This window comes from Lentzea jiangxiensis (assembly GCF_900104175.1).
Lineage (GTDB): Bacteria > Actinomycetota > Actinomycetes > Mycobacteriales > Pseudonocardiaceae > Lentzea > Lentzea jiangxiensis.
Genome location: NZ_FNIX01000013.1, coordinates 24,166 through 46,477 on the forward strand (window position 1 = coordinate 24,166; position 22,312 = coordinate 46,477).

General features: G+C 70.0%; 22 protein-coding genes. 14 read left to right on the top strand and 8 right to left on the bottom strand.

What is annotated here, in order from left to right; translation table 11 throughout:
* The first annotated feature begins 18 nt into the window (after positions 1–18).
* The 5 genes from BLQ91_RS27450 (at position 19) to BLQ91_RS27470 (ending at position 5,610) form a co-directional block, all read left to right on the top strand.
* Positions 19–2,742, top strand: a complete 2,724-nt coding sequence (locus BLQ91_RS27450; RefSeq protein ID WP_090101241.1) for an nSTAND1 domain-containing NTPase — start codon at positions 19–21, stop codon at positions 2,740–2,742.
* Positions 2,743–2,822: 80 nt separating this feature from the next.
* Positions 2,823–3,566, top strand: a complete 744-nt coding sequence (locus BLQ91_RS27455; protein WP_090101243.1) for an ABC transporter permease — start codon at positions 2,823–2,825, stop codon at positions 3,564–3,566.
* Positions 3,563–4,330: an ABC transporter permease gene (locus tag BLQ91_RS27460; RefSeq protein ID WP_090101590.1), complete on the top strand. Its 768-nt coding sequence runs from the start codon at positions 3,563–3,565 to the stop codon at positions 4,328–4,330. Before BLQ91_RS27455 ends, BLQ91_RS27460 begins: the two co-directional genes overlap by 4 nt.
* Entirely contained in the window at positions 4,314–5,111 is a 798-nt protein-coding gene (locus tag BLQ91_RS27465) for an ABC transporter ATP-binding protein (RefSeq protein WP_090101245.1), read from the top strand. Before BLQ91_RS27460 ends, BLQ91_RS27465 begins: the two co-directional genes overlap by 17 nt.
* A gap of 79 nt (positions 5,112–5,190) precedes the next feature.
* Entirely contained in the window at positions 5,191–5,610 is a 420-nt protein-coding gene (locus BLQ91_RS27470; protein ID WP_090101247.1) for a DUF5956 family protein, read from the top strand.
* A gap of 224 nt (positions 5,611–5,834) precedes the next feature.
* Here BLQ91_RS27470 and BLQ91_RS27475 read toward each other — a convergent pair whose 3' ends face one another.
* Positions 5,835–6,596 (bottom strand): IniB N-terminal domain-containing protein, encoded by a 762-nt coding sequence (locus tag BLQ91_RS27475; RefSeq protein ID WP_090101249.1) that lies wholly within the window; start codon positions 6,594–6,596, stop codon positions 5,835–5,837.
* Positions 6,597–6,770: 174 nt separating this feature from the next.
* Positions 6,771–7,940 (bottom strand): 4-hydroxybenzoate 3-monooxygenase, encoded by a 1,170-nt coding sequence (locus BLQ91_RS27480; protein ID WP_090101251.1) that lies wholly within the window; start codon positions 7,938–7,940, stop codon positions 6,771–6,773.
* Positions 7,941–8,139: 199 nt separating this feature from the next.
* Between BLQ91_RS27480 and BLQ91_RS27485 the strand changes: the two genes are divergently transcribed.
* The 5 genes from BLQ91_RS27485 (at position 8,140) to BLQ91_RS27505 (ending at position 14,006) form a co-directional block, all read left to right on the top strand.
* On the top strand, positions 8,140–9,135 hold the full coding sequence (locus BLQ91_RS27485; protein ID WP_245733837.1) for an ABC transporter substrate-binding protein: 996 nt from the start codon (positions 8,140–8,142) through the stop codon (positions 9,133–9,135).
* Positions 9,136–9,435: 300 nt separating this feature from the next.
* Positions 9,436–12,123 (top strand): nitrate- and nitrite sensing domain-containing protein, encoded by a 2,688-nt coding sequence (locus tag BLQ91_RS27490; RefSeq protein ID WP_245733838.1) that lies wholly within the window; start codon positions 9,436–9,438, stop codon positions 12,121–12,123.
* Positions 12,120–12,542, top strand: a complete 423-nt coding sequence (locus tag BLQ91_RS27495) for a roadblock/LC7 domain-containing protein (RefSeq protein WP_090101257.1) — start codon at positions 12,120–12,122, stop codon at positions 12,540–12,542. Before BLQ91_RS27490 ends, BLQ91_RS27495 begins: the two co-directional genes overlap by 4 nt.
* A gap of 26 nt (positions 12,543–12,568) precedes the next feature.
* The gene (locus BLQ91_RS27500; protein ID WP_090101259.1) at positions 12,569–13,165 is read left to right on the top strand and encodes a GTP-binding protein; all 597 of its coding nucleotides are present in this window, start codon (positions 12,569–12,571) and stop codon (positions 13,163–13,165) included.
* Between the two features lie 325 nt (positions 13,166–13,490).
* Entirely contained in the window at positions 13,491–14,006 is a 516-nt protein-coding gene (locus BLQ91_RS27505; protein WP_090101261.1) for a snapalysin family zinc-dependent metalloprotease, read from the top strand.
* 104 nt (positions 14,007–14,110) lie between these two features.
* On the opposite strand, the gene BLQ91_RS27510 is transcribed toward BLQ91_RS27505, so the two are convergent.
* The 3 genes from BLQ91_RS27510 to BLQ91_RS27520 are packed head-to-tail and all read right to left on the bottom strand — an operon-like array spanning position 14,111 to position 16,415.
* Complete coding sequence (locus tag BLQ91_RS27510; RefSeq protein WP_090101263.1) at positions 14,111–14,554, bottom strand: hypothetical protein; 444 nt, start codon at positions 14,552–14,554, stop codon at positions 14,111–14,113.
* Entirely contained in the window at positions 14,532–15,161 is a 630-nt protein-coding gene (locus tag BLQ91_RS27515; protein WP_090101265.1) for an RNA polymerase sigma factor, read from the bottom strand. Before BLQ91_RS27515 ends, BLQ91_RS27510 begins: the two co-directional genes overlap by 23 nt.
* 54 nt (positions 15,162–15,215) lie before the next feature.
* Positions 15,216–16,415, bottom strand: a complete 1,200-nt coding sequence (locus BLQ91_RS27520; RefSeq protein WP_090101592.1) for a S8 family peptidase — start codon at positions 16,413–16,415, stop codon at positions 15,216–15,218.
* Between the two features lie 77 nt (positions 16,416–16,492).
* On the opposite strand from BLQ91_RS27520, the gene BLQ91_RS27525 reads away from it, so the two are divergent.
* Entirely contained in the window at positions 16,493–19,081 is a 2,589-nt protein-coding gene (locus BLQ91_RS27525; protein WP_245733839.1) for a CHAT domain-containing protein, read from the top strand.
* 7 nt (positions 19,082–19,088) lie between these two features.
* Here BLQ91_RS27525 and BLQ91_RS27530 read toward each other — a convergent pair whose 3' ends face one another.
* Positions 19,089–19,877, bottom strand: a complete 789-nt coding sequence (locus BLQ91_RS27530; protein WP_143022837.1) for a hypothetical protein — start codon at positions 19,875–19,877, stop codon at positions 19,089–19,091.
* A gap of 245 nt (positions 19,878–20,122) precedes the next feature.
* Positions 20,123–20,395, bottom strand: a complete 273-nt coding sequence (locus BLQ91_RS27535; protein WP_245733840.1) for a YggT family protein — start codon at positions 20,393–20,395, stop codon at positions 20,123–20,125.
* Between the two features lie 84 nt (positions 20,396–20,479).
* Here BLQ91_RS27535 and BLQ91_RS27540 point away from each other — a divergent pair, with 84 nt between their 5' ends.
* The 3 genes from BLQ91_RS27540 (at position 20,480) to BLQ91_RS27550 (ending at position 21,912) form a co-directional block, all read left to right on the top strand.
* A complete protein-coding gene (locus BLQ91_RS27540; RefSeq protein WP_090101269.1) occupies positions 20,480–20,809 on the top strand; it encodes a TfoX/Sxy family protein in 330 nt (109 codons plus the stop codon).
* A 236-nt stretch (positions 20,810–21,045) separates the two neighbouring features.
* Entirely contained in the window at positions 21,046–21,492 is a 447-nt protein-coding gene (locus BLQ91_RS27545) for a nucleoside deaminase (RefSeq protein WP_090101271.1), read from the top strand.
* 9 nt (positions 21,493–21,501) lie between these two features.
* Positions 21,502–21,912, top strand: a complete 411-nt coding sequence (locus tag BLQ91_RS27550) for a Rossmann-fold NAD(P)-binding domain-containing protein (RefSeq protein ID WP_143022838.1) — start codon at positions 21,502–21,504, stop codon at positions 21,910–21,912.
* 13 nt (positions 21,913–21,925) lie between these two features.
* On the opposite strand, the gene BLQ91_RS27555 is transcribed toward BLQ91_RS27550, so the two are convergent.
* Positions 21,926–22,288, bottom strand: a complete 363-nt coding sequence (locus tag BLQ91_RS27555) for an STAS domain-containing protein (RefSeq protein WP_176959980.1) — start codon at positions 22,286–22,288, stop codon at positions 21,926–21,928.
* Positions 22,289–22,312 lie beyond the last annotated feature (24 nt).

A 22,312-nucleotide genomic window follows, 5' to 3' on the forward strand; every position in this document is an offset into this window, starting at 1 on the left:
ATCCGGCCAGGAGGCGGCATGCCACGAGGGGAACGACCGCTGGGTCCGGAGGACACCGCGCTGCTGCGGTTCGCCGGTGACCTGCGTCGACTGCGCGACCAGGCAGGCAAACCGAGCTACCGCGAGCTGGCTCGGCGGGCGAACTACTCGCCGACCGCGTTGTCCGACGCGGCCGGGGGCCGCAAGCTGCCCTCGCTCGCGCTGACGCTCGCCTTCGTACGGGCCTGCGAGGCTGATCCCGCGCCGTGGACCAAGCGCTGGCGTGAGCTGGCCGCCGAACACGCCCAGCCGTTGCACCCGAACTCCCCGTACCCCGGCATCGAGCCGTTCACCGAGAACGACGCGAAGCACTACTTCGGACGTGAGTTCCTCGTCGAGCAGATCGTCGAGTCGGTCCGGGTGAGGCCGCTGACCGTCGTCTTCGGCGCCTCCGGTTCGGGCCGGACGTCGCTGCTGCCCGCCCTGGACGACGCCGTCGTGGTCACGCCGGGGGAGAACCCGGTCGAGGACCTGGCTGCCGCGCTGGCCGGCCTCTTCGCGACCACGACGGCGGACGTGCTCGCGGAGGAGATCCGGCAGGACCCCGACCACCTGCGCCTGCGGCTGCGGCAGCACCGCCCGGGCCTCGTGCTCCTCGTCGACGACGCCGAGAAGGCGTTCGGCGCGGACGACTTCACCGCCGCCGTCACCCGCTGCCCGCACGTCGTCCTCGCGGTGCGCGCCGACCACCGGCAGCGCTGGCACGAGCTCGGCGCGGGCGGGGACGCCGCCGAGATCACCGTCGAGCCGATGAGCGCGGACCAGCTGCGCCGCGCGATCACCGAGCCCGCCGCCGGGATCGGCGCGACCGTCGAGACGGCGGTGGTCGCGCGCCTGGTCGCCGACGCCGCGAACCAGCACTCGCTGCCGCTGGTGCAGCAGGCGCTCGCCGAGACGTGGCGGCGCAAACGCGGCATGACGCTGTCGCTCGCCGGGTTCGAGGAGTCCGGCGGTGCCGAGCACGCCGTGGCGCGCGCCGCGGAGACGTTCTTCGCCGGCCTCGGCGAGCAGGACCGGGCGGCGGCACGGCAGGTCTTCCTGCGGCTGGTCTCCGTGCGGCGCGACGGGATCGCGCGACGCCGGGCACCCAGACCGCTCGACGTCGACGCGGACCTGCTCGACCGGCTCGCGAAGGCCAGGCTCGTCACGCTCACCGAGGACGGCGCCGAGCTCACCCACGACGCCTCGCTGCGCTGGCCGCGGCTGGCCGCGTGGATCGACGAGGAAGGCGAGAACCTCCGCACGCACCAGCAGCTCGTCACGGCGGTGGAGCTGTGGGAGGCGAGCGACCGCGACCCGCTGGCGCTGTACCGGGGCGTGCGGCTGCGCAAGGCCAAGGAGCTCGGCGAGTTCCTGACGGTGCAGGAGCGCCGGTTCGTCGACATCAGCGCCCGGCGCGAGACGCGCCGCTCGACGGCGTTGATAGCGGTCGTGGCGGTGTTGATCGCGCTGGTGCCCGGAACGGTCGTGTACGCCCTCTCGAACGAACGCAAGATCACCGAGCTGGCCGGCCGGGAGCTGGGCGGCAAGGCGATCTCGGCGTCCGAGGCGCTGATGGAGCAACGCCGGCCGTACGCGGACAAGTACGCGCTGGTCGGCTACCGGGTGAGTCCGTCGCCGGAGGCCGAGAAGGTGCTGCGGCTCGCGAACGCGGTGACGCGCGGCATCCCGTTCACCGGCACGCCGAAGGACGACGCGGACGTCGTGGTCGCGCCGCGCGGGGACATGGCCGCGGTCACCGACGCGGACGGCACCGACCGGATGTGGAGCCTCGACGAGGACGAGGCGGTGCCTGGCAAGAGGTTCGCCGACCGCCACCGGGTCGTCGAGCTCGCCGAACGCCGTGCCGTCACGAAGGACCACACCGGCCAGGAACACCTCTGGGCCGTCAGCGACGCGGGCGACATCACCCACCTCTCGGCGCTGCCCGACCGGTTCCGCACGCTCGACCTCAGCCCGGACGGCTCGCGCATCGTCGGCAAGGTGGGCGGCGCGGGCGACGCCGGCCTCCCGACACCGGACGAGACCGAGCACGCGGAGCTCTACGACCTGAGCGACCCCCGGTTTCCCCGCAGGCTGCCGATGCCGGTGCGCAACCCCGAGACGGTCGCGCTGAGCCACGACGGCCGCGAGCTCGCGACCGGCACCTGGGACTCGGACGCCGGCACCACGAAGATCGAGTTCTGGCACATCGGCGGCACCTACGAGCCCGCTTCTCCGGCGTTGTCGCAGAACGTCTACGTCCGCAGCATCACCTACAGCGGCGACGGCCGGTGGCTCGCCGTCGAGCACTCGCCCGAGTCGATCGTCGAGGTGTGGCAGCGGGTGCCGAGCGGCACACCGGTGCTGCGCGCGCGGCTCGAGACCACGCTGCGCTCCGGTGCCCGCGTCACGTTCGCCTCCGAAGATCGAGTGGCCGTCGTGCGGGACAACGTCTTCGAGGTCCAGCGGCTCTACGCGTCCGACCGCTCCCCGGACCGGCTCGTGTACGTCGTCGGGCACGGCAACTCGACGCGGGCGGTCCACCGGGCGCAGCACGACGACTTCCTCGTCCGCAGCGGGGGCCGCGATCCCGAGCTGCTGCCGTACGAGCTCGACGCCGGCGCCATCATCAAGAGGATGTGTGAAAAAGACGGCGCCCGGCTCACGGACTCCGAATGGGTGAAGAGCTTCGGCGAAGTGGAGCGCGTCGAAGTGTGCTGACCGCCGTGATGTACGGGAAACAACCCGCAGTTGAGCAAACACGCATTGTGAAGCAGAGATCCACTCTCTAGGGTGACCGAGTGCGTGCGTTCACAAGGGGACTCCTAGGCATCGCCGGGTTCCTCGCTCTCTGGGAGCTCTTAGGACGCTCTCCCCTCATCCCTGCACACGCGCTCCCGCCACCGTCCGTCGTGTTCGGTGAGCTCGTCGTGCAGCTGACCTCTCCCGATTTCATCAGTCATGTCGTGGCAACGGTCCTGGCCGTCCTGATCGCCATCGGGATCGCCATCGCCATCGCGGTGCCGAGTGGACTCGTGCTCGGGTCCGTTCCGGCCGTTCGTCACGCGACGCGCGCCATCGTCGAGTTCCTGCGCCCGATCCCTTCTGTGGCACTGATTCCGCTCGCGCTGGTGGTGCTCGGTTTCGGGCCCGAAACCAAGATCACGCTGGCCGTCTACGCGGCACTGTGGCCGATCCTGTTCAACACCATCTACGCGCTCGACGAACTCGACCCGTTGCTGGTCGAGACGTCCCGGGTCTTCGGCACCGGACGCGTGGGCGTGCTGTTCCGCGTGGCCCTGCCGAGCGCGTTGCCGTTCGTCCTCACCGGAATCCGGCTGGCGGCGACCACGGCGCTGATCGTGATGGTGAGCGTCGAGCTCATGGCGGGCAGTCAGATCGGCCTCGGCTACTTCATCATGGAGGCCCGCAGCGGACCCGGCCGGATGGACCAGGTGCTGGTCGGCACCGTGGTCGCCGGTGCGATCGGCGTCCTGCTGAACAGCGGTCTCGAGCGCGTCCGCCGGCGTTGGGTGGCCTGGTGAGCAGATTCTTCCAGCGGTGGACCGTGTTCGCCGGTCTCGTCGTCGTGTGGCAGGTCCTGGGCACGCTCGCCGAGGACCCGTTCTTCCCGCCGCCGTCCGACATCGTGACGGCGGCCTGGGACTGGTGGGTGCTCGAGCCGCGGAACGTCACCGAGCACATCCTGCCGTCGGTCACCCGGCTGCTGTCCGGCTGGGCGATCGCCTCGGTGGTCGGCATCGCGCTGGGCATGCTGCTCGGCCGGTCGGACCGGGCGATGGAGTACGCGGGCCCGTTGCTCGTGTTCCTGCGCTCGATCCCGCCGCCCGCGCTCGTGCCGGTGTTCCTGCTGCTGTTCCAGGCGGGAACGTCGATGCAGCTCGCGACGATCGTCTTCGGCGTCATCTGGCCGGTGCTGCTCAACACGGTCGACGGCGCCCGTTCCGTCGACGTGACCAAAGTGGACACTTCCGCGGTCTTCCGGATCCCCCGCCACCAGTGGGTTCTCGGGGTGGTGCTGCCCGCGGCCTCACCGAAGATCTTCGCGGGACTGCGGGTGTCGCTCTCGCTCTCGCTGGTGCTGATGGTCATCTCCGAGCTCGTCGGAACGGACAACGGCATCGGCTCACAACTCATGCAGGCACAGCGCGAGTTCGACTACACGCGCATGTGGGCCGGGATCGTCCTGTTGGGCGTGCTCGGCTACGGACTCAACACCGCGCTTCTCGCGGTGGAACGCAGAGCGTTGGCGTGGCAACCGAGGAGTCGGGATGAGCAACATGCTTGAGGTGGCCGACCTAGGCCACACCTACGGCGACTACGAGGCCATCGGTGGCCTCACGTTCACCGTGCGCGCCGGCGAGCTGGTGTGCGTGGTCGGACCTTCCGGGTGCGGCAAGTCCACACTGCTGCGCACGATCTCCGGACTCATCGCACCTTCGCGCGGTGACGTGTCCCTGAAGGGCTCGCACCTCGCCGTCGTGTTCCAGGACTACTCGCGGTCGCTGTTCCCGTGGCTCTCGGTGCAGGGCAACGTGGAGTTCCCGCTGCGGAAGCTCCCGCGCGCCGAGCGGCGTGCGCGGGCCGCCGAGGCGCTGGAGTGGGTCGGGCTGGGGGCGGCGGCGCGCAAGCGTCCGTGGCAGCTTTCCGGTGGTATGCAACAGCGTGTGGCGATCGCCCGCGCGCTGGCGTACCGGCCCGCGTTGCTGTTGATGGACGAGCCCTTCGCGTCCGTGGACGCGCAGACCCGGTTCGAGCTGGAAGACCTGTTGCTGCGCGTTCGCCGCGAGCACGACACGACCGTTCTCGTGGTCACGCACGACATCGACGAGTCGGTGTACCTGGGTGACCGGATCCTCGTGCTGTCGGGCTCTCCCGCCCGGCTGGTGGCCGACCTGGACGTGCCGCTGCCCGCCGAGCGCGACCAGGTGACGACGCGGACCGACGAGGCCTTCGTGGCGCTGCGGTCGAAGGTGGCGCGGCTGCTGAACGTCGGCAAGCCGTCGATGGACGTCGAGAAGTGGGCGGCCGCCGAACGCGAGTCGCTGAGCGAGACCGTCTCGTCCTGACGGTCGTTTCGTGACAGCTGCGCCCCGGACCGCCGCGGTCCGGGGCGCAGCCGCGTCCGGGCCCTGGAACACTTGCCCCGTGAGCGGCTGGAACCTCTTCCTCGTCGTCGACGCGGAGCCCGTCGAGCTCTCGCGGGACGGTGCTCCGGACACGCGGGTGGTGCTGCTCGGGGAGAGGCGCATGCTCGCCTTGCCGGACAACGGGTACCAACTCCTGCTCGCGTGGGTGGCCGGTCCGCGGCGCGTCGTGCGCACGCCCGCGCCGGTGCACCCGGACCAAGACCTCGTCGACACGTTCGTCAACTCCTACCTCGTGGACGCCGGTGCGCCGCCACGGCCGCGCGGGTTCGCCTGGTACCTGGACCTGCCGGACGGACTGGATCCCGCGGACGTGTGGCGTGCGGTCGACGACGGTGCGGTACAAGGGATGCCGGTGGACCTGCTGCGCGTCCGCGCGGCTGTGGAGCGCGGTGTGAGAGCGCTCTTCCGCAACGTCTGACGCAAGCCGTGCGAAACGCGCCGCAAGAGCGGCGGGGCAGGCGGGAGCAGCTGAGCCCCGGGCCGCCGCGGCCCGGGGCTCAGCTGCCTTCTCAGTGCCAACTGGAGGGTGTGGGCACCGTGCGGGGAGACGGACGTCCGCGCTCGGGGGCAGAGCGCTGAGCGGCCGCCGTGCGTTCCCCTTGACCCGCCTGGACGAGGGCCGGGCGGGTCGAGTTCTCCTGCTCAGAGGTGGATGTTCAGGTCGCCGTTGCCGACGCCGCCGTCGAGCAGGTCGATGTCGCCGAGCTTGACGTCCCCGATGACCTGGCCGAGGTCGGTGTGCACGTCGCCGACCTGCGCGACGTCCTGGACCACGTTGCCGGTGAGGTTGCCGGTCACGTCGACGACGTCCTTGACGTCGAGGTCCGCCGAACCGATGACGTCCTTGACCAGCACGTCGGTGTCGACGACGTCCTTCGCCAGCACATCGGCGTCGAGGTCCTTCACGAGCACGTCGGTGTCGAGGTCCTTCACCAGGACGTCGGACACGCCGTGGACGTCGGCCACGTCGGTCACCTTGGAGACGACGGCGTTGTCGCCGGCGACGTCCGTGACGGTGGCGAGGACGTTCTCGGTGTGCAGCACGTCGAGCGTGCCGGTGACGTCACCGATGCCGCCGAAGTCCGTGACCAGCGCGGTGATCGCGGCGGGGGAGGCGACGTCGGCCACGCCGGCGACGTCCACGACGTTGTCCGTGATCAGCTTCAGGCTGTCGACGGCGGTCAGGTCGCCCGCCTCCACCAGGACCTTGTCGATGGCGTCGACCTTCACGACGGACGCGCTGTCGAGCACCAGGGGCAGGATCTCCTGCACGTCCACGGGGGAGATGTCGCCCAGACCGGCAGCCTCGAGGCAGCCCTCGGGGTCGAGCTGGAACGCCTCGCGGGCGTCCAGGTCGCCGAGCAGGGTGAGGGTGAAGTCGTGCAGCGTCTGCTGGGTGCCCATGGAAGTCAAGCTCCTGAAGGTGAATCGGGGGATGTCGTGCTGAACCGTATGGATGAACGACATCCCCCGGCATCGGGAGTTGGCCCCAGATCGTGACCTTGCGAGGTCCCTAGGGGGTGCGGTGTCACCCGTTAGGGGGGTGGGGATTTCACCCCACAGGGCTGTTTTGAGTCCTCAGGGGCCGACGTAGTTCTCCGCGAAGGTGGCGCGGTAGGCGGGGGACTCGGCCAGGTGCTCCAGCCGTGCCTGCGCCAACCGTCCGAAGAACGGCGAGCTGACGTCGGTGTGGATCATGTTCACCATCCACTGGGAAAATTCCTGCGCACGCCACACCCGGCGCAGGCAGTCCTCCGAGTAGGTCTTGAGCCCGGTCTCGGATCCGGTGCCGTAGTAGTCGACAAGCGCACGTCCGAAGGTTGCGGCGTCGTTCATGGCGAGGTTCATGCCCTTGGCGCCGACGGGGGTGATGATGTGTGCTGCGTCACCCAGCAGGTACAGCCGGCCGTAGGACATCGGTTCCACCACGTGGCTGCGCATGTCGAGAACGCGTTTCTCGATGATCTTCCCCTCGGTCAGCGTCCACGACGAGTCGTGCAGTGCGAATCGTTTGTGCAGTGCTTCCCAGACCTGTTCGTCGGACCAATCCCCGGCCTTTGTCCCGACCGGTACCTGCAAATAGAAGCGGGACACCGAGGGTGACCGCAGCATGTGCCCGGCGAAACCGTCCTCGTGCAGCGCGTAAATGATGGCTTTAGTCGACGGAGGGGCCTCCGCGAGAATGGCCAGCCACTCGATCCCGTGTTGGTGCGTGAATTCCGTCAGCACCCCCTCGGGAATGGATGGTCGGCTTACACCATGAAATCCGTCACATCCGGCCACGAAGTCGCTCGTGATGGTCTCCCGCGACCCGTCCGCGCTGGTGAAGGCCACTGACGGCGTAGAAGACGTCAGATCCCGCAACTCCACGTCGCTGACCGAGAACCGGATGTCACCCCCGGCGGCCAGGAATCCTCCGATGAGGTCCTTGACCACTTCCTGCTGGGGGTAGACGTAGTGTTCGCGGCCGCCGTACAGGTCGCTGTACGACACCTGAAACACCTGTCCGCTCACGCGGAATTCACACGTTCCGTGACGGTCTGCTTCCATCAGCAAACGATCTGCCAGACCGAGTGACTCCAACATGGTCACGGAGCGGTGCTCCAGGACTCCCGCGCGTGGCCGGGTTTCCACATGGGTGCGACTGGCCTTTTCGAGGACGACGCAGTCGATACCTGACTGCTGGATCAAGTTTGCCAAGGTCAGACCGGCCGGCCCGGCGCCGACAACGGTCACAGCGCGCTTCAACTGGGGTTCTCCTAGCCCTAGACCTGCTGTGCTTAGATGCTCACCGCAGGTAGTGGACTGGAACCTGCTCGTGTCGGTCAACTGGGGTCTTTTGGAGCAGCATCACTACTCTGAGTGGTTGACCGTCGCGATCATTCCCCCGCAACGACGACACCGCTCCGACAGGAGAGTGCTCCCGATGACTCGAAGAGTCCGCCGTATGGCCATCCGTGGCATCGCCCTTGCCACGCTGCTCGCCACCGTGGCGAGCTGTGGTGCGCTCGGCGGCAAAGAGCAGGCGCCCCCGGCCGACGCGAACAGCGGCGGCCCGGTCGAGAAGGCCAAGATCACCCTGGGTGTCCTGCCGATTCTGGACGTGGCCTCCGTCCACGTCGCGATCAAGCAGGGCTTCTTCAAGGCCGAGGGGCTCGAGGTCGACCTGAAGGTCATCCAGGGTGGCGCGGCGGCCATCCCGGGTCTCGTCAGCAAGGAGCTGGACTTCACGTTCGGCAACTGGGTCTCGTTCTTCGCCGCCGAGTCGAAGGCCACCGCCAAGCAGGTCGACGGGATCAAGCTCATCTCGGACGGCTACCAGGCCAAACCCGACATGTTCCTGATCTTGGCCAACGGTGACTCGGCCATCAAGAGTCCTGCCGACCTCGCCGGCAAGACCATCGCGATCAACACGTTCAGGAATATCGCGGAGCTCACCGCGAAGGCCACGCTCGAGGCCGCGAACGTGGACGTGAACTCGGTCAAGTTCAAGGAAATGCCGTTCCCGGACATGCAGGCCGCGGTCCAGAACAAGACCGTCGACGCGGCCTTCATGGTCGAGCCGTTCATCACCCGCGCACAGCGGGCCGCCGGTCAGATCAAGGTGCTGGACGCCGCGTCCGGCCCGACCGACAACATCCCGATCGCGGGTTACGCGACCACCGGCGCCTTCGCCAAGGAGAACCCGAAGACCGTCGCCGCCTTCCAGCGCGCGATGGCCAAGGGCCAGGCCGCCGCGACCGACCGCCCCACGGTCGAGCCGCTGCTCGTCGAGTACGCCAAGGTCGACAAGGAAACCGCGGGTCTCGTCCACTTCGGCGCCTTCCCGACCACGCTCGACGCGACGCGTCTGCAGCGCGTCGTCCAGTTGATGCAGCGCTACGGGATGCTGGACAAGGAGCTCGACGTCAAGCCGATGCTCATCCAGCCCTCCGGCAGTTGACGAACGGCGCGGGTGTCCGTGAATCGAGCCGTGATCACGGCCACCCGCGCTCCTCGTTTCCTCCAGATGAATTATCGCTCAGGGGCCGTTTAGCCGCCCTCTGCAAAGTTGCCGATTCTCGAACCAGCTGTTTTGTCGTCCGAACGGCGGTATGAGAACAGCGTGTTTTACTCCAAGATCCACCAGGTTTGCTGCTATTAAACGGGGCGGGGAGTGTTGACGGTGCGCGGTCGTGAGGACCAGCGAGGCATCGACCGGTTCCGCCTACGCAACTGGCGGTTGCGGAGCAAGCTCGCAGTGGTGTTGCTAGTTCCGGCCCTGAGCACCGCGACTCTCGCGGGCCTGAGGCTGAACACCCAGCTCGACGACGTCGAACTCTTCGGCAACGTCCAGCGCGAGCTCGCCGTGAGCCACCAGGCCGCGAGGGTGGAGAACGCGCTCCAGGTCGAGCGCGACTGGGCCGTGCAGTGTGTTGCCGCAGGCAGGCAGAACGCGTGCCCCGAGCACGCCGCCCGTACCGGTCTCACGGACACGGAACTGGGCAAGTACCGGGATTCGGGCGCGACGGCCACGGCCTTGAGCGCGCCCTTGCAGGAAGCTTTCACCAAGTCGTTGCAGTCCATCGACGGACTGGCGAGCTTGCGCGTGACGTTGCTGAGCACCAAGTACCCCGACGTCGCGGTGATCAGCGCGTACAACCAGATCATCGCGTCGCTGACGCAGGTGCACCGCGCCGCGATCTCCAGCCTCAGCGAGCCGGAGATCGTTCCGCTGGCGACGGCCGCGCTGGCGCTCTACAGCGCGCAGGAGCAGCTGGGCCAGCAGAACTCGATCCTGACGTCCACCGCGCTGCGCCGGGCGTTCGCCCCCGGTGCCGCGGACGAGCTGCGGGCCGCGCAGTCCCGTTTGGACGCCGCGTTCGCCGAGTTCAACGACGTCGCGTCGGCGGTCAACCGGCAGAAGTTCCAGGACGTCGTGTCCGGTTCGTCGGTGGACGGTCGCAACCGGCTCGTCAAGCTCGCGCTCGCGCAGGACTTCGAGCGCAGGCCGGTGTCCATCACCGACGCCGAGGTGCTCAAGATCGGTCAGGACACGGCGAACCTGCTCCGCGAGGTCTCGGCCGACCTCGAGGGCCAGGCCGACGCCACCGCCACGAGGCTGGCCGGTCAGGCGCGTTCCGACGCCTGGCGCGACGCCGCGCTGGTCGCGATCTCGCTGCTGATCGCCTTCGGCCTCATGGCCATGGTCGCCCAGTCGATGCTGCGGCCGCTGCGCATCCTGCGCCGCAGCGCGCTGGACGTGGCCCGCAACCAGCTGCCCGAGGCGATCAAGCGAATCCGTTCGCACCGCGACCCCGAACGGGCCGCGGAAGAGGCGATCGTCCCCGTGCCGCTCAACACGACCGAAGAGGTCGGTCAGGTCGCGCGTGCGTTCGACCTGGTGCAGCGCGAAGCGGTCCGCCTCGCCGTCGAGCAGGTGGCCCTGCGCGCGAACGTCAACGACATGTTCATCAACCTGTCGCGGCGCTCCCAGGCGTTGGTGGAGCGGCAGATCAGCGTGATCGACCGGCTCGAGCAGGACGAGCAGGACCCCGACCACCTGGCGTCGCTGTTCGAGCTCGACCACCTCGCGACGCAGATGCGCCGCAACAGCGAGAACCTGCTGGTGCTCTCCGGCACGACGGTCAACCGCCGCGTCACCCGTCCCGTCGCGATCGCCGAGGTGCTCGGCGCCGCGGTGTCCGAGGTGGAGAAGTACGCGCGCGTCCAGATCGCCCCGACGCCGGAGCTGATGGTGCAGGGCCGCGTGGTCAACGACCTCGCGCACCTCGTGGCCGAGCTGCTCGACAACGCCACGGCGTTCTCCAAGCCGACCACCAAGGTCACGGTGCGGACGATAGAGACCCGCAAGGGCGAGGTCGCCATCCGCATCCACGACCGCGGTGTCGGCATGCAGGAGAACGACGTCGTCGAGTTCAACGCGAAGCTCGCCGAGCCGCCGGAGGTCGACGTCTCCGTGGCCCGCGAGATGGGCCTCTACGTGGTCGGCCAGCTCGCCAAGCGCCACGACATCCGCGTCACGCTCGCGAACAACGACGACATAGAGGGCGGTGTCACCGCCCAGGTGGTCCTGCCGGCCTCGTTGCTGCACAAGGGATCGGCTCCCGCCCTGCCGCTGCCGGCCGCCTCCGCCCCGCCTGCGGCCGGAGTCGAGTCGACCGGTGAAGGCTTGTCGGGTGTGCCGAAGTGGACCCCCGAGCACCCGGTCGTCGTGTCGGGGCCTGCCACCGCCGAGGAGAACTCCGGGCGGCACCGCATCGAGCAGACGTCCGCGGACGGCCTGTTCACCGCGCGGATCGAGGCGACCGAAGAGGCCGCCGAGGACGGTTACACCTACGAACCGCCGGTCGAGCGCCCGTCCGAGCCGGCCACCGAGATCTTCCCGGCGATCGTGGACGAACCGGAGATCTCGCACGACGAGCTGTCGCGGTGGTTCCAGACCCCCGCGGCCCCCGAACCCCCTGCGAAGGACGTTCCGCCGGCGACGCCGGGACGAACCGAGGACGAGGAACCGGAGCCCGCCACCGTGAACGGCCTGCCCAAGCGGCAGCGTTCGGCGGACACCGTGAAGATCGAGGCACCAACGGCGGTGCCGCGTGCGGTCGCCGACTTCGCCGAGTCCGACTGGGGAGCGTCGGACGAAGGCTGGAAGGCCGCGGGAGCGCTGGACAAGGGCGCACCCGCGCAGACGACGGAGAACGGTCTGCCCAAGCGCGTCCCCAAGGCGCGCCTGGTCCCCGGATCGCTGCCCAAGCCGTCGTCGCCCGCACCCCAGCTCGCCACCGCCGCAGCCGTCCCCGGCCGGTCCGCGGACCGGCTGCGTCAGCGGTTCGCCACGTACCAGAAGGGTGTCCAGATGGGCCGGGAGTCGCTCTTCGACTCGGCCGTCGGAGGCATCCCCGTGATCGCAGAAAGGGAACGCCAGTGACCACCGCGACTGAGGAACTGGACAACTTCAGCTGGCTGGTCGAGGACTTCGTCAGCAGGGTCGCCGGTGTCGCGCACGCGATCGTCGTCTCCGCCGACGGCCTGCTGCTCGCCTCGTCCGAGCGCCTGCCGCACGACCGCGCGGAGCAGCTCGCCGCCGTGGCCTCCGGCCTGGTCTCGTTGAACCTCGGCGCGGCGCGCTGCTTCGAGGCAGGCGACGTCAAGCAGACCGTCGTCGAGATGGAGCGGGGCTACCTCTTCCTGATGTCCATCAGCGACGGGTCGTGCCTCGCCGTGCTCGCCGCCCCCAACTGCGACATCGGGCTCATCGGCTACGCGATGACCCGCCTGGTGGAGCGCGTCGGTCTGCAGCTGACGCCGGAGATCCGCGCCCAGCTGCACGTGTCCATGCGGGCCTGAGTGTCCAAAGTAGAAAGAAGTTCCCCATGAGCAACGGTGCTCCGGGCCGTCCGGGGTCACCTGGGGCCGACCTGGACGTGACGTCGGCGAAGATCGTCGTCGCGGGCGGTTTCGGCGTCGGCAAGACGACCTTCGTCGGTTCGGTCTCCGAGATCACCCCGTTGACCACCGAGGCCGTGATGACCCAGGCGTCGGTCGGGATCGACGACCTGTCCGCCGTGCCGGACAAGGTGACCACCACGGTGGCCATGGACTTCGGCCGGGTGTCGCTGGACAGGGACCTCATCCTGTACCTGTTCGGCACGCCCGGGCAGCACCGGTTCTGGTTCATGTGGGACGACCTCGTCCGCGGCGCGATCGGCGCCGTGGTCATGGTCGACACCCGCCGCATCGACGACGCGTTCGCGCCCATCGACTTCTTCGAGGACCGCGACCTGCCGTACGTGATCGCGGTGAACTGCTTCGACGGGCTGATGCACCACCGGGCCGAGGAGATCCGCGACGCGCTGACGATCTCGTCGTCGGTGCCGGTAATCCCCTGCGATGCGAGGAACCGTCAGTCGACGAAGCAGATCCTCATCGCGTTGGTGGAGCACGCGCTGCGCCAGCCTTCGTTCGCCTAGAACTCCGCTCCCGCGGAAATCGGGGCCGGTGCCGACTTCGGCACCGGCCCTTCCGCGTTCGGCCTTCCGGTCCATCAGGGCGAACCGCGTGTGAACAGTTATCCGCCCGTTCGGCGGCGGCCCGGTCGAGGCGGAAAAGACCGGGAAGTCCGGTGGTAGGGGGCGTTTCCGCTCACCGCGCCGCAGGTCGGCGTGCGTGGGCGTGGCGATCACCTACGAACGCACTTGATCGTGTCAGCGCCGCTTCACACTTGACTCTTCTTGTGCGCCAACGCCTCGGCGATACAGTCGGGGTGCAATTACCCTGCATTGCGAGGAGATTCCTGTGTCCCTGCGCAAAACAATTGCCGTGGCGGCCAGTGTCGTCGGCCTCTCGGTCGGCCTCATCGGCACCGCGGAGGCCGCGCCCCGCATCGTCACCTACAACTCGAGCAACACCGGCGAGTTCCAGGCGGCGATCGACAAGGGCGCCCAGATCTGGAACGCCAGCGTGGTGAACGTGCAGTTCCGGAAGGTGACCGGCGCGGCGAACGTCACCGTCAGCGTGGACAACCAGTGGCCCCGCGCCTACGTGACCAGCCTCGGTCGCGGCCGGTGGGTCATGGGCCGCCAGGCGGTCAACGAGGGCCACGACACCGTGCGCATCTCGTCGCACGAGTTCGGCCACCTGCTCGGTCTGCCCGACCGCAGGACGGGGCTGTGCACCGACCTGATGTCCGGTGCCAGCGCCGGCACGTCGTGCAAGAACCCCAACCCGAACGCCAGGGAGAAGGCCGAGGTCGAGGCCAACTTCCGCACGCTCGTGACGGTCAAGGCGACGACGTACGAGGACGCTGCCTGATCAGTTGGTGAGTGGCCGTGGTCTTCCTGACGGCCACGGCCGCTCACCGCGCCACCCCGAGCGCCCGCAGCTCGCTGGATCGCCCGGCATCGCACGATGGTGGGTCAGAGGATGAACCAGTCGGTGCAGCCGTCGGCGAGCCGGAACCTGACCGGTCCCCGCGGTGCCGCTCCCATCACGAACATCCCCAGTTCGTCGACCGCCGCGGTCTCGTGGTCGCCGTTCGGCGTCACGAGCGTGACCGGCCCGGAGGCCGGCATCAGCTGGCCGGTGACCCCCGCCGCCGACACCTCGACCTGCAGCACCACCCCGTCCGCGTCGAACACGAGCTGCCGCGCCGTCGCCGTCGCCCGCGCACGGGAGAACAGCGTGTCGTCCAGCACCGAGTCGTACGACGTGATGAGCAGCAGCTCCTCGTCGATGGTCCGCCAGGTGAACGCGGCCTTCGCGGCCTCGACGAACTCCGGCGGTACTTCGTCGGGAGGTGTGCTCAACGCGTCGCGCAAGGCGTCGAGCAGTACTTCGTCACTGTCCCAGTCGTGCCGCACCCAGCACACCTCCTCTCGCTGACGACTTCCTCTGCGGCGAGCCCAGGAACGCTGAGACCGCCGGGGTCTTGCGGAGCTTCTCGAGGCACCGGATCCGCGTCGGGCCGATGCTGCCGACCGGCATCGCGAGCTCTTCGCTCACGACCTGGTAGCTCGGCGGCGGGTCGGTCATCAGCTTCGTCAGCAACCGCTTGCACTGGTCCGTGAGCTCGGCGAACCCGTCCCGCAACGCCTGCCGCCGCTCCGCGGCCAGCAGGTCGGCCTCCACGTCCGCGTCCACCTGTTCCGACTCCAGCGCGTCCGATTCGGACAAGGGGTCGTACAGGTGCGTCCGCTGTTGCACGCGCAGCACGCGCAGGCACTCGTTGCGGGTGGTCGTCATGATCCAGCCGGGCAACGCCTCCGGCTCGCGCAGCCGGCCGATCTGCTCCACGAGCCGGAGCCACAGCGTCTGGTTCACGTCGGCCGCGTCCGACGGGCGCAGCCGGTGCTTGTAGATCACCGACACCACCAGCGGCGTGTAACGGTCCACGATCTCGTTCCACGCCGACTGGTCGCCCGCGGCCGCCGCGCTCACGAGCGCGGCGATCGGGGAGGCAGAGGTCACGTCGACTCCTTGCGGTCACAACTTGCGGAGGCCGAGGTCGCTCCCCAGATACAACTATTCGACAAGAACTCCGTAGCCGGGGTGGAACTCCGGCGCGCTCAACAGTGTGTCACGTGCCTGAGCTGCTGTGACGCCGTCCGCCACCATCGTGGCGGCGATCCTGCCGGTGACCAGCGGGGCGGCGAACGACGTGCCGTACCAGTACGCCCAGAGCGCGAACGGCGTCGCGGAGGCCTCGCCCGGCAGTTGCCACTCGCCTTTGAGGTAGGTGGAGGCGCGGTTGCCGATCGCGCACGCGTCGACCCAGTGGCCGAAGTTCGAGTAGAAGGCGGGGGCAAGCGAGCCGTCCCGCTCCTGCTGGGCGGCGGCGACGGCGGTGACCCCGCACAGCGCGGCGGGCCAGCTCGGGCGCTGCGTGCCCTGGTTGCCGGCGGAGGCCACCACGACGACGTCGTCCGGCAGCGCCTCGATGGTGCGCCGCAGCGGTTCGGAGGCCAGGTCGTCCTGGGTGAAGCAGCCGAGGGACAGGTTCAGGACGTTGATCTTCTTCCGGCCCAGCTCGGTGATCTTGGCGCAGATGCGCTCCTCGTCGCCGAAGCCGTTCGGGTCGAGGCCTGCCTCGGGGTCGAACGTGACGCCGGGGGCCGCGTTCTGGATGACGCCCGCGACGAACGTGCCGTGGCCGCCCTGGAGCGCGAAGTGGTCACCGCTGCTGTAGGCGGCGTCCACGTCGTCGGCCTCCTTGGCGTAGCGGCCGCCGAACCAGTCGGAGTGGTCGCTGTCGGCGCCGGAGGAGATGCCGGTGTCGACGATGCCGACGCGGACGTCCTTGAGGCGCTCGTCGGACTTCGGCGCGGAGACCGGGCCGGCCGGGTGCGGGCGGTCGCCGGGGTTGCCCATGACGAGACCGCCGTGACCGACGACCACGTGGTGCGGCTGCACGAGCGGCACGCGCTCGTTCGGCCACGTCCTCGGGTCGCGCAGGAGGCGCACGATCCGGGGGACGTCCTCGGCGTTGTTCGGCAGCGTCAATCGCGCCAATCCGGCGAATCCCTCGCCCGGTCGCACGATGATGTTGTTTTCCCGGAGCTTTTCGGCGACGCGTTGTTGGTCCTCCGCCGCGACGAGCAGCTGGCCGGGCCGATAAAGGAATTCACGCCCGCGTTCGGCGTGGAAGCTGATGTTCTTGTCCTCGGCGATGAGCTGCAGGAAAGCTCTTTGGTAAAGCTCCGCGCTTTCTGGCGATTTCGACACCACGGCCTCACTAGAGCAGCGTTGACGGGCACCCCGACCGAGCTTGATCAAGCTACCACAACGGATAAAGTGTCGCCGTGACCGACTTTTGTGCGGAGGACGCGCTGGAGGCCAGGCAGCGCAACCCGCGCGAGGCCGTGGAGATGGCCCGCGCTGTCCTCCGTGCGACCACCGACCGCTCGGAACGGGCGATCGCCGAGCGCGCCATCGGCCTCGCGCTGCGGGAGATGCACGACTTCCCCGCGGCGGTGAGGCACCTGCGCCGTTCGATCAGGATCGCCACCGAGGCTTCGCTGCCCCGGTTGTCCGCCCTGGCCCAGATGAGCCTCGCGTGGGTGCTCGCCTACACGGGCAAGCAGAAGCAGGCGCTGCGGTTGCTGGACGACGCCATGCCGTCGCTGACCGGTGCCGATTCCGTGGCGGCGTTGATGCAGCGCGGAGTTGTTTTCCACTACCTCACCCGGTACGACGACGCGCAGCGCGACTACACGGCGGCCATCGCCGGTGCACGGCGTGTGGGCGACCAGCTCGTCGAAGCGCGCGCTCTCAACAACCGCGGCCTCGTGCGCGCGTACGTGGGGAACATGCGTGAGGCGTCGGCCGACTTCGCCCTGGCCGCTTCGTTGCTGGGGGAGCTGGGGCAGGAGCTCGGCGTCGCCGACGTCAACTGGAACGCCGGCATCATGGCGACGCGGGGCGGGGACGTCCCGGCCGCGCTGTCGCTGTTCGACCGGGCCGAGGAGGTCTACCGCCGCCTCGACGTGGTGCGCCCGGTGCTCCTGGTGAACCGCCTGGAGCTGCTCGTCTCGGTGCCGCTGCTCGACGAGGCCCGTGCCGCCGCCGACCGCGCGATCACCGAGCTCAAGGCGTTGAAGAACCCGCTGGGCGTCTCGGAGGCCCTGTACTTCCGCGCCCGCATCGCGTTGCTGGACGACGACCCCGACGCGGCCAACTCCTTCGCCGCCGAGGCGCGCCGCCGGTTCCGCCGCGAGCAACGCCTGCTGTGGGCGGCCGGCGCCCGCTACCTGGAACTGCACGCGGCGGTGCTGCGCGGCGACCGCTCCCGTCCGTTGCGGCTGGCGTTGTCGCGGGTGGCGGCCGAGCTGGACGCGGTGGACTGGCGGCTGCCCGCCCTGGAAGCGCGCATCGACGCCGGTCTGGTCGCCGCCGATCTCGGCCACCGCGCCCGCGCCGTCGCCGAGCTGTCCGCGGCCGCTTCGGCGCGCCGGCGCGGCCCGGCCGGGCTGCGGGTGCGCGGCTGGTACGCGGAGGCGTTGCGGCGCAAGCTTTCCGGCGACGTGCGCGGCACCTCGTCGGCTTTGCGGCGGGGTATCGGGCTGCTCGACGAGTACCGGGTGTCGCTGGGCGCGGCCGAGCTGCGCGCGTCAACGGGCGTGCAGGGCCAAGCGCTGGCGCTGGAGGGCCTGCGGCTGGCCGTCGCCTCCGGCAACGCGGCTCGGGTGCTGTCGTGGACCGAGAGCTGGCGCGCCGGCGCGCTGCGGATGAAGTCCGTGTCGCCGCCCGACGACCCGCGCCTGGAGGACGCGCTGGCGTCGTTGCGCGCGATGTCCGCCGACGTCGAGTCCGCCGTGCTGGCCGGGAAGCCCGCGGGCTCGTTGCGCGGTCAGCTCGTGCGGGCCGAGCAGCGCGTGCGCGACCTGACCCGGCAGATGTCCGGTGAGGTCTCGGTCTTCAAGCCGCCGTCGGTCGCGGCACTGGGGTCGGCTCTCGGGTCGTCGGCGCTGATCGAGTTCGTGGAGTACGACGGTGAGCTGATGGCCGTGGTGCTCGCCGGCGGTCGCGCCTCGCTGCACCCGCTGGGGCCGGTGGAGGGGGTGGTGCGCGAGATCCGGTTGCTGCGCTTCGCCCTGCACAGGCTGGTGACGCTGCCCCCGGCGCTGCCGAACCTGGCGGTGGCCCGCTCGTCGGCTTCCCACGCCGCCTCCCTGCTGGCGCGGCGGCTGCTCGGCCCGTTGGCGCGGCGGATCGACGGGCGGCCCCTGGTGGTCGTGCCGACCGGTGCCCTGAACAGCCTGCCGTGGGCCGTCCTGAACCGGCAGGTGACCGTCGCGCCGTCCGCCTCGGTGTGGCTGCGGGCGTGCTCCGTGGCGGACGCCTCGGGCGAGGCCGTGCTGGCCGCCGGCCCGCGCATGGCCGCCGCTCCGGCCGAGATCAAGGCCATCAGCGCGCACGTGCCGGGCCGCGTCCTGGTGGAGTCCGGGGCGACCGTCGGCGCGGTTTCGTCCGCAATGGACGGTGCCGCCCTGGCGCACATCGCCGCGCACGGCTCGTTCCGCGTCGACAACCCGCTGTTCTCGGCTCTGGAACTGGCCGACGGCCCGTTGACCGTCTACGACATCGAACGGTTGCGCCGCCCGCCGACCAGGGTGGTGCTGTCGGCCTGCGACACGGGGCAGTCCGCCGTCCGGCCCGGCGACGAGCTGATGGGGTTCACGGCGGCGCTGCTCGGGCTGGGCACGCGGACGCTGATCGCTCCGGTCGTTCCCGTGCCGACCGACGGGACCGCGCCGGTGATGGTGGAGCTGCACCGGAAGCTGGCGGCGGGGACGGCTCCGGCCGAGGCGTTGGCCGAGGTGCAGCGGGCTGCCGCGGACGATGCCGCTTATGCGGCGGCTGTGGGATTCGTGTGCTTCGGGGCGGGTTAGGCCTCCGTCACTTCGGCGGCGGCGTCTTGTGCAGCGCCAGCGCGCTGGCACCCGAACACCCGAGCTCGCCGGGCTGCGTCTGCACGCGCGGCGGGTACCAGGCGGCGACCGTTCCGTCCGCGAGGCGCACGCCCGCGAGGCACGAGCCGCCGCCCTTCGCGATGACGCCGACGTTGCCGTCCTTGACGAACGCGTCGAGGTGCGGGGTGACCCAGGGGAGCCCCGTCTGCTCGTCCACCGGCACGGGCGGGAGCTTCGCGCGCAACGCCGCGAGCACCTCGTCCTTCGTCGGTGCGGCCGGTAGCTCGGTGAGGATCGTCCTGAGGGCGTCCGGGTAGGCGGGTGGCACGCCGGTCTTCTGCGCGGGTGGCGGGACGATCGGCTGCGCGCCGGCGGGGCAGTGGACGCGGTCGGGGCCGCCGCCGGTGACGCCGTGGTAGGTGAAGTCGGCTCGGTAGCACGCCGTCACGGGGTCCTCCTCCCAGAGCCGCCAGGGTTGGTGGGACTCGGAGGTGCCGGGGTCGAAGACGCGGAACAGCAGGCTGGCGCGGACCTCCGCGGCGTCGTTCGTCGGGCTGTCGGTGATCTCCAGGACGGCGAAGTACTTCGGGTCGCCGTTGCCCTCCAGCGCCGCGCGGGCGTAGGCGTTCGCGTCGGCGCCCACCGGGTAGCCGATGCGTTCGGCGACCTTCCTGGCTTTCTCGTCGGTGGTGCTGTTGCCGTCGGGGCGGGTGACGACGTACGCCGTCACGCCGAGCACCGCGACCAGCAGAAGAACGGCCCCCCATGCCTTCATGGCCCCGACGGTAGTGGTGTGGCCGCCGCGGGGGTAGGAGCAGTTGTACTCAGGTCGCTCCGGGACGTCAGCGTTTCGCTTGGGGGCGCCGTCGAGGACGCCTTCACCCGGAGGAACGCCGCGCGCTGGCCGAGCGGGTCCGGGCCGTGCTGCCGGACGCGGGCGGCACGATCACGCACCAGCACTGCGGCGGGGCCGCGCGAAGGCCGCGCCCGGCCCCGCCGCAGTGCTGAACCCCGGAATCCTCACCACACGATCGACCTGAGGATCAGCGCCGCGATGAACACCACCGTGAACGCCAGGTCCAGCCCGAACCCGCCCAGCCGCACGGGCGGCAACACCTTGCGCACCGGTGACAGCACGGGCTCGGTGACGCCGTGCGTCACGCGGCGCACCTTCCACACCCAGTCACCCCGAGCCTGCAGCGTGACCGCCCAGTCGACGATCATCCGGCCGATCATCACGAGGATGAACAGCGTCAGCAGCCAACCGAGGATCCAGCCGACCAAGCCGAACAAGAGGGCCTCCTTGTGTCCTGTACGTCCATGAAGCCACACGAAACTGAGAGGCGCCTGGCAACTCGCTGAGACAGTATTCAGCGCATGGCGTACGACGAGGGCCTGGCCCACCGCCTGGGGGAGTCGCTGGGCGACCTCCCGGACCTGAGCACGAAGAAGATGTTCGGCAGCCTCGTGTTCATGTGGCGCGGGAACATGCTGGTCGGAGCCCTGGGTTCCGACCTGATCGCGCGCGTCGGACCGGAGGCGCAGGCCGACGCGCTGGCGCAGCCGGGTGCCCGCGTCTTCGACTTCACCGGACGGCCGATGAACGGCTGGGTGGTCGTGGACGGTGAGGCGGTGGCGGAGGACGAGGCGCTGGAGGAGTGGATCGGCCGGTGCCGCGAGTTCGTGGAAGCGCTACCGCCGAAGTGAGCCGGCCGGACGAGGTCCGCGCGGCGTTGGACGGGTGGCCTCGCCCGGCACCGCGCCGACGCGCGCCATCGGCGCGGCCGGGAGCAGGAGTGTCCACAAAGGTCACGCCGACCGGGCCGCGGCGTCCCGGACGAGCCCGGCTTGCCGTACCGGTGGAGCCGCCGGCCTGGAGGTCCACCGCCCGAGCGGCACGCCGATGACGGTGAAGTCGTTCAGGACGAAGTAGCTTGGGGCGCATGACTTCCGCTGAGGACATGCTGGCCGTCGCCGTCGAAGAGGCCCGGACGGGACTCGCCGAGGGCGGGATCCCCATCGGTGCGGCGCTCTTCGACGGCGACGGCCGTCTGCTGGGCCGGGGCCACAACCGCCGCGTGCAGGACGGCGACGCCTCCATGCACGCGGAGACCTCGGCCTTCCGCAACGCCGGGCGCCAGCGCGGCTACCGCGGCACGACCATGGTCACGACCCTGTCGCCGTGCTGGTACTGCAGCGGCCTGGTCCGCCAGTTCGGCATCTCGAACGTGCTGATCGGCGAGGCCACGACGTTCCACGGCGGTCACGACTGGCTCGCCGGGCACGGCGTCGGCATCACCGTCGTCGAGGACCCCGCGCTGATCGAGCTGATGACGGCGTTCATCGCCGAACGCCCCGAGCTCTGGTACGAGGACATCGGCCGGGATTAGCGTGGAGGCATGGCTTCTGTGCTGATCGCCGGTGCGGACCCCGGCGGGCTGGCCGGTCTGCTGGAGCAGTCCGGCCACACGGTCCGGGTCGCGCCGCTCGACGCCGCCCCCGATGAGCCGGTGGCGGTGGCGGGGGAGTCGGACGAGCTGGACGTGCTGGTCAACACCGCGGGCCTCGCGCCGGAGACGTTCCAGGCGAAGGTCGCGGGACTCGCCCGGACCCTGCAGGCCTGCCTGCCGGCGCTGGAGCGGTCCGCCGCTCCGGTGGTCGTCAACGTCAGCGACCCGGGGTCGCCGCTGTCCGAGGCGGCGGCCAGGGTGGTGGAGGTCGAGTACGCGAAGGCGTTCCCCGGGGTGCGGATCAGCACCTCCGGGGACGACGCCGCGAGCATCGTGCGGGTGGTGGGCCGGGAGCCGTAGCGCCGGCGAGCGGTCAGCCGGCGTAGCGCGCGAGCGCCTCGTCCACCGAGCCGACGATCGTGAACACCGAGTCGAGCCCGGTCGCCTCGATCGGGCGCAGCGCGGCGCGCGACGACGCCACCACGACGAACTCGACGCCGGTCTTCGTCGCGCGCTGCTGTCCCAGGACGAGCGCCTCGAGGCCCGCGGAGCCGAGGAACCGGACGCCGCCGAGGTCCACGACGACGGCTCGCGCGCCCGCCACCACGTGGTTGTCCAGCGGGCCGGTGAGCTCGCTGCTGGACGTGGTGTCGAGCTCACCTGAGACGTGCAGCACGACGACGTCCTGAGTGGTCCGGTCGGCGACCACGGTGGCCAGAGCGGTGGGGTCGGGCACGCTGTCTCCCTTCAAAAGCTTCAG

Coding starts and splice junctions, on each gene's coding strand:
- BLQ91_RS27500 (WP_090101259.1), top strand. CDS start 12,569: ATGAGCAACGGTGCTCCGGGCCGTCCGGGGTCACCTGGGGCCGACCTG.
- BLQ91_RS27475 (WP_090101249.1), bottom strand. CDS start 6,596: ATGGGCACCCAGCAGACGCTGCACGACTTCACCCTCACCCTGCTCGGC.
- BLQ91_RS27550 (WP_143022838.1), top strand. CDS start 21,502: ATGGCTTCTGTGCTGATCGCCGGTGCGGACCCCGGCGGGCTGGCCGGT.
- BLQ91_RS27450 (WP_090101241.1), top strand. CDS start 19: ATGCCACGAGGGGAACGACCGCTGGGTCCGGAGGACACCGCGCTGCTG.
- BLQ91_RS27540 (WP_090101269.1), top strand. CDS start 20,480: ATGGCGTACGACGAGGGCCTGGCCCACCGCCTGGGGGAGTCGCTGGGC.
- BLQ91_RS27545 (WP_090101271.1), top strand. CDS start 21,046: ATGACTTCCGCTGAGGACATGCTGGCCGTCGCCGTCGAAGAGGCCCGG.
- BLQ91_RS27465 (WP_090101245.1), top strand. CDS start 4,314: ATGAGCAACATGCTTGAGGTGGCCGACCTAGGCCACACCTACGGCGAC.
- BLQ91_RS27530 (WP_143022837.1), bottom strand. CDS start 19,877: ATGAAGGCATGGGGGGCCGTTCTTCTGCTGGTCGCGGTGCTCGGCGTG.
- BLQ91_RS27485 (WP_245733837.1), top strand. CDS start 8,140: ATGGCCATCCGTGGCATCGCCCTTGCCACGCTGCTCGCCACCGTGGCG.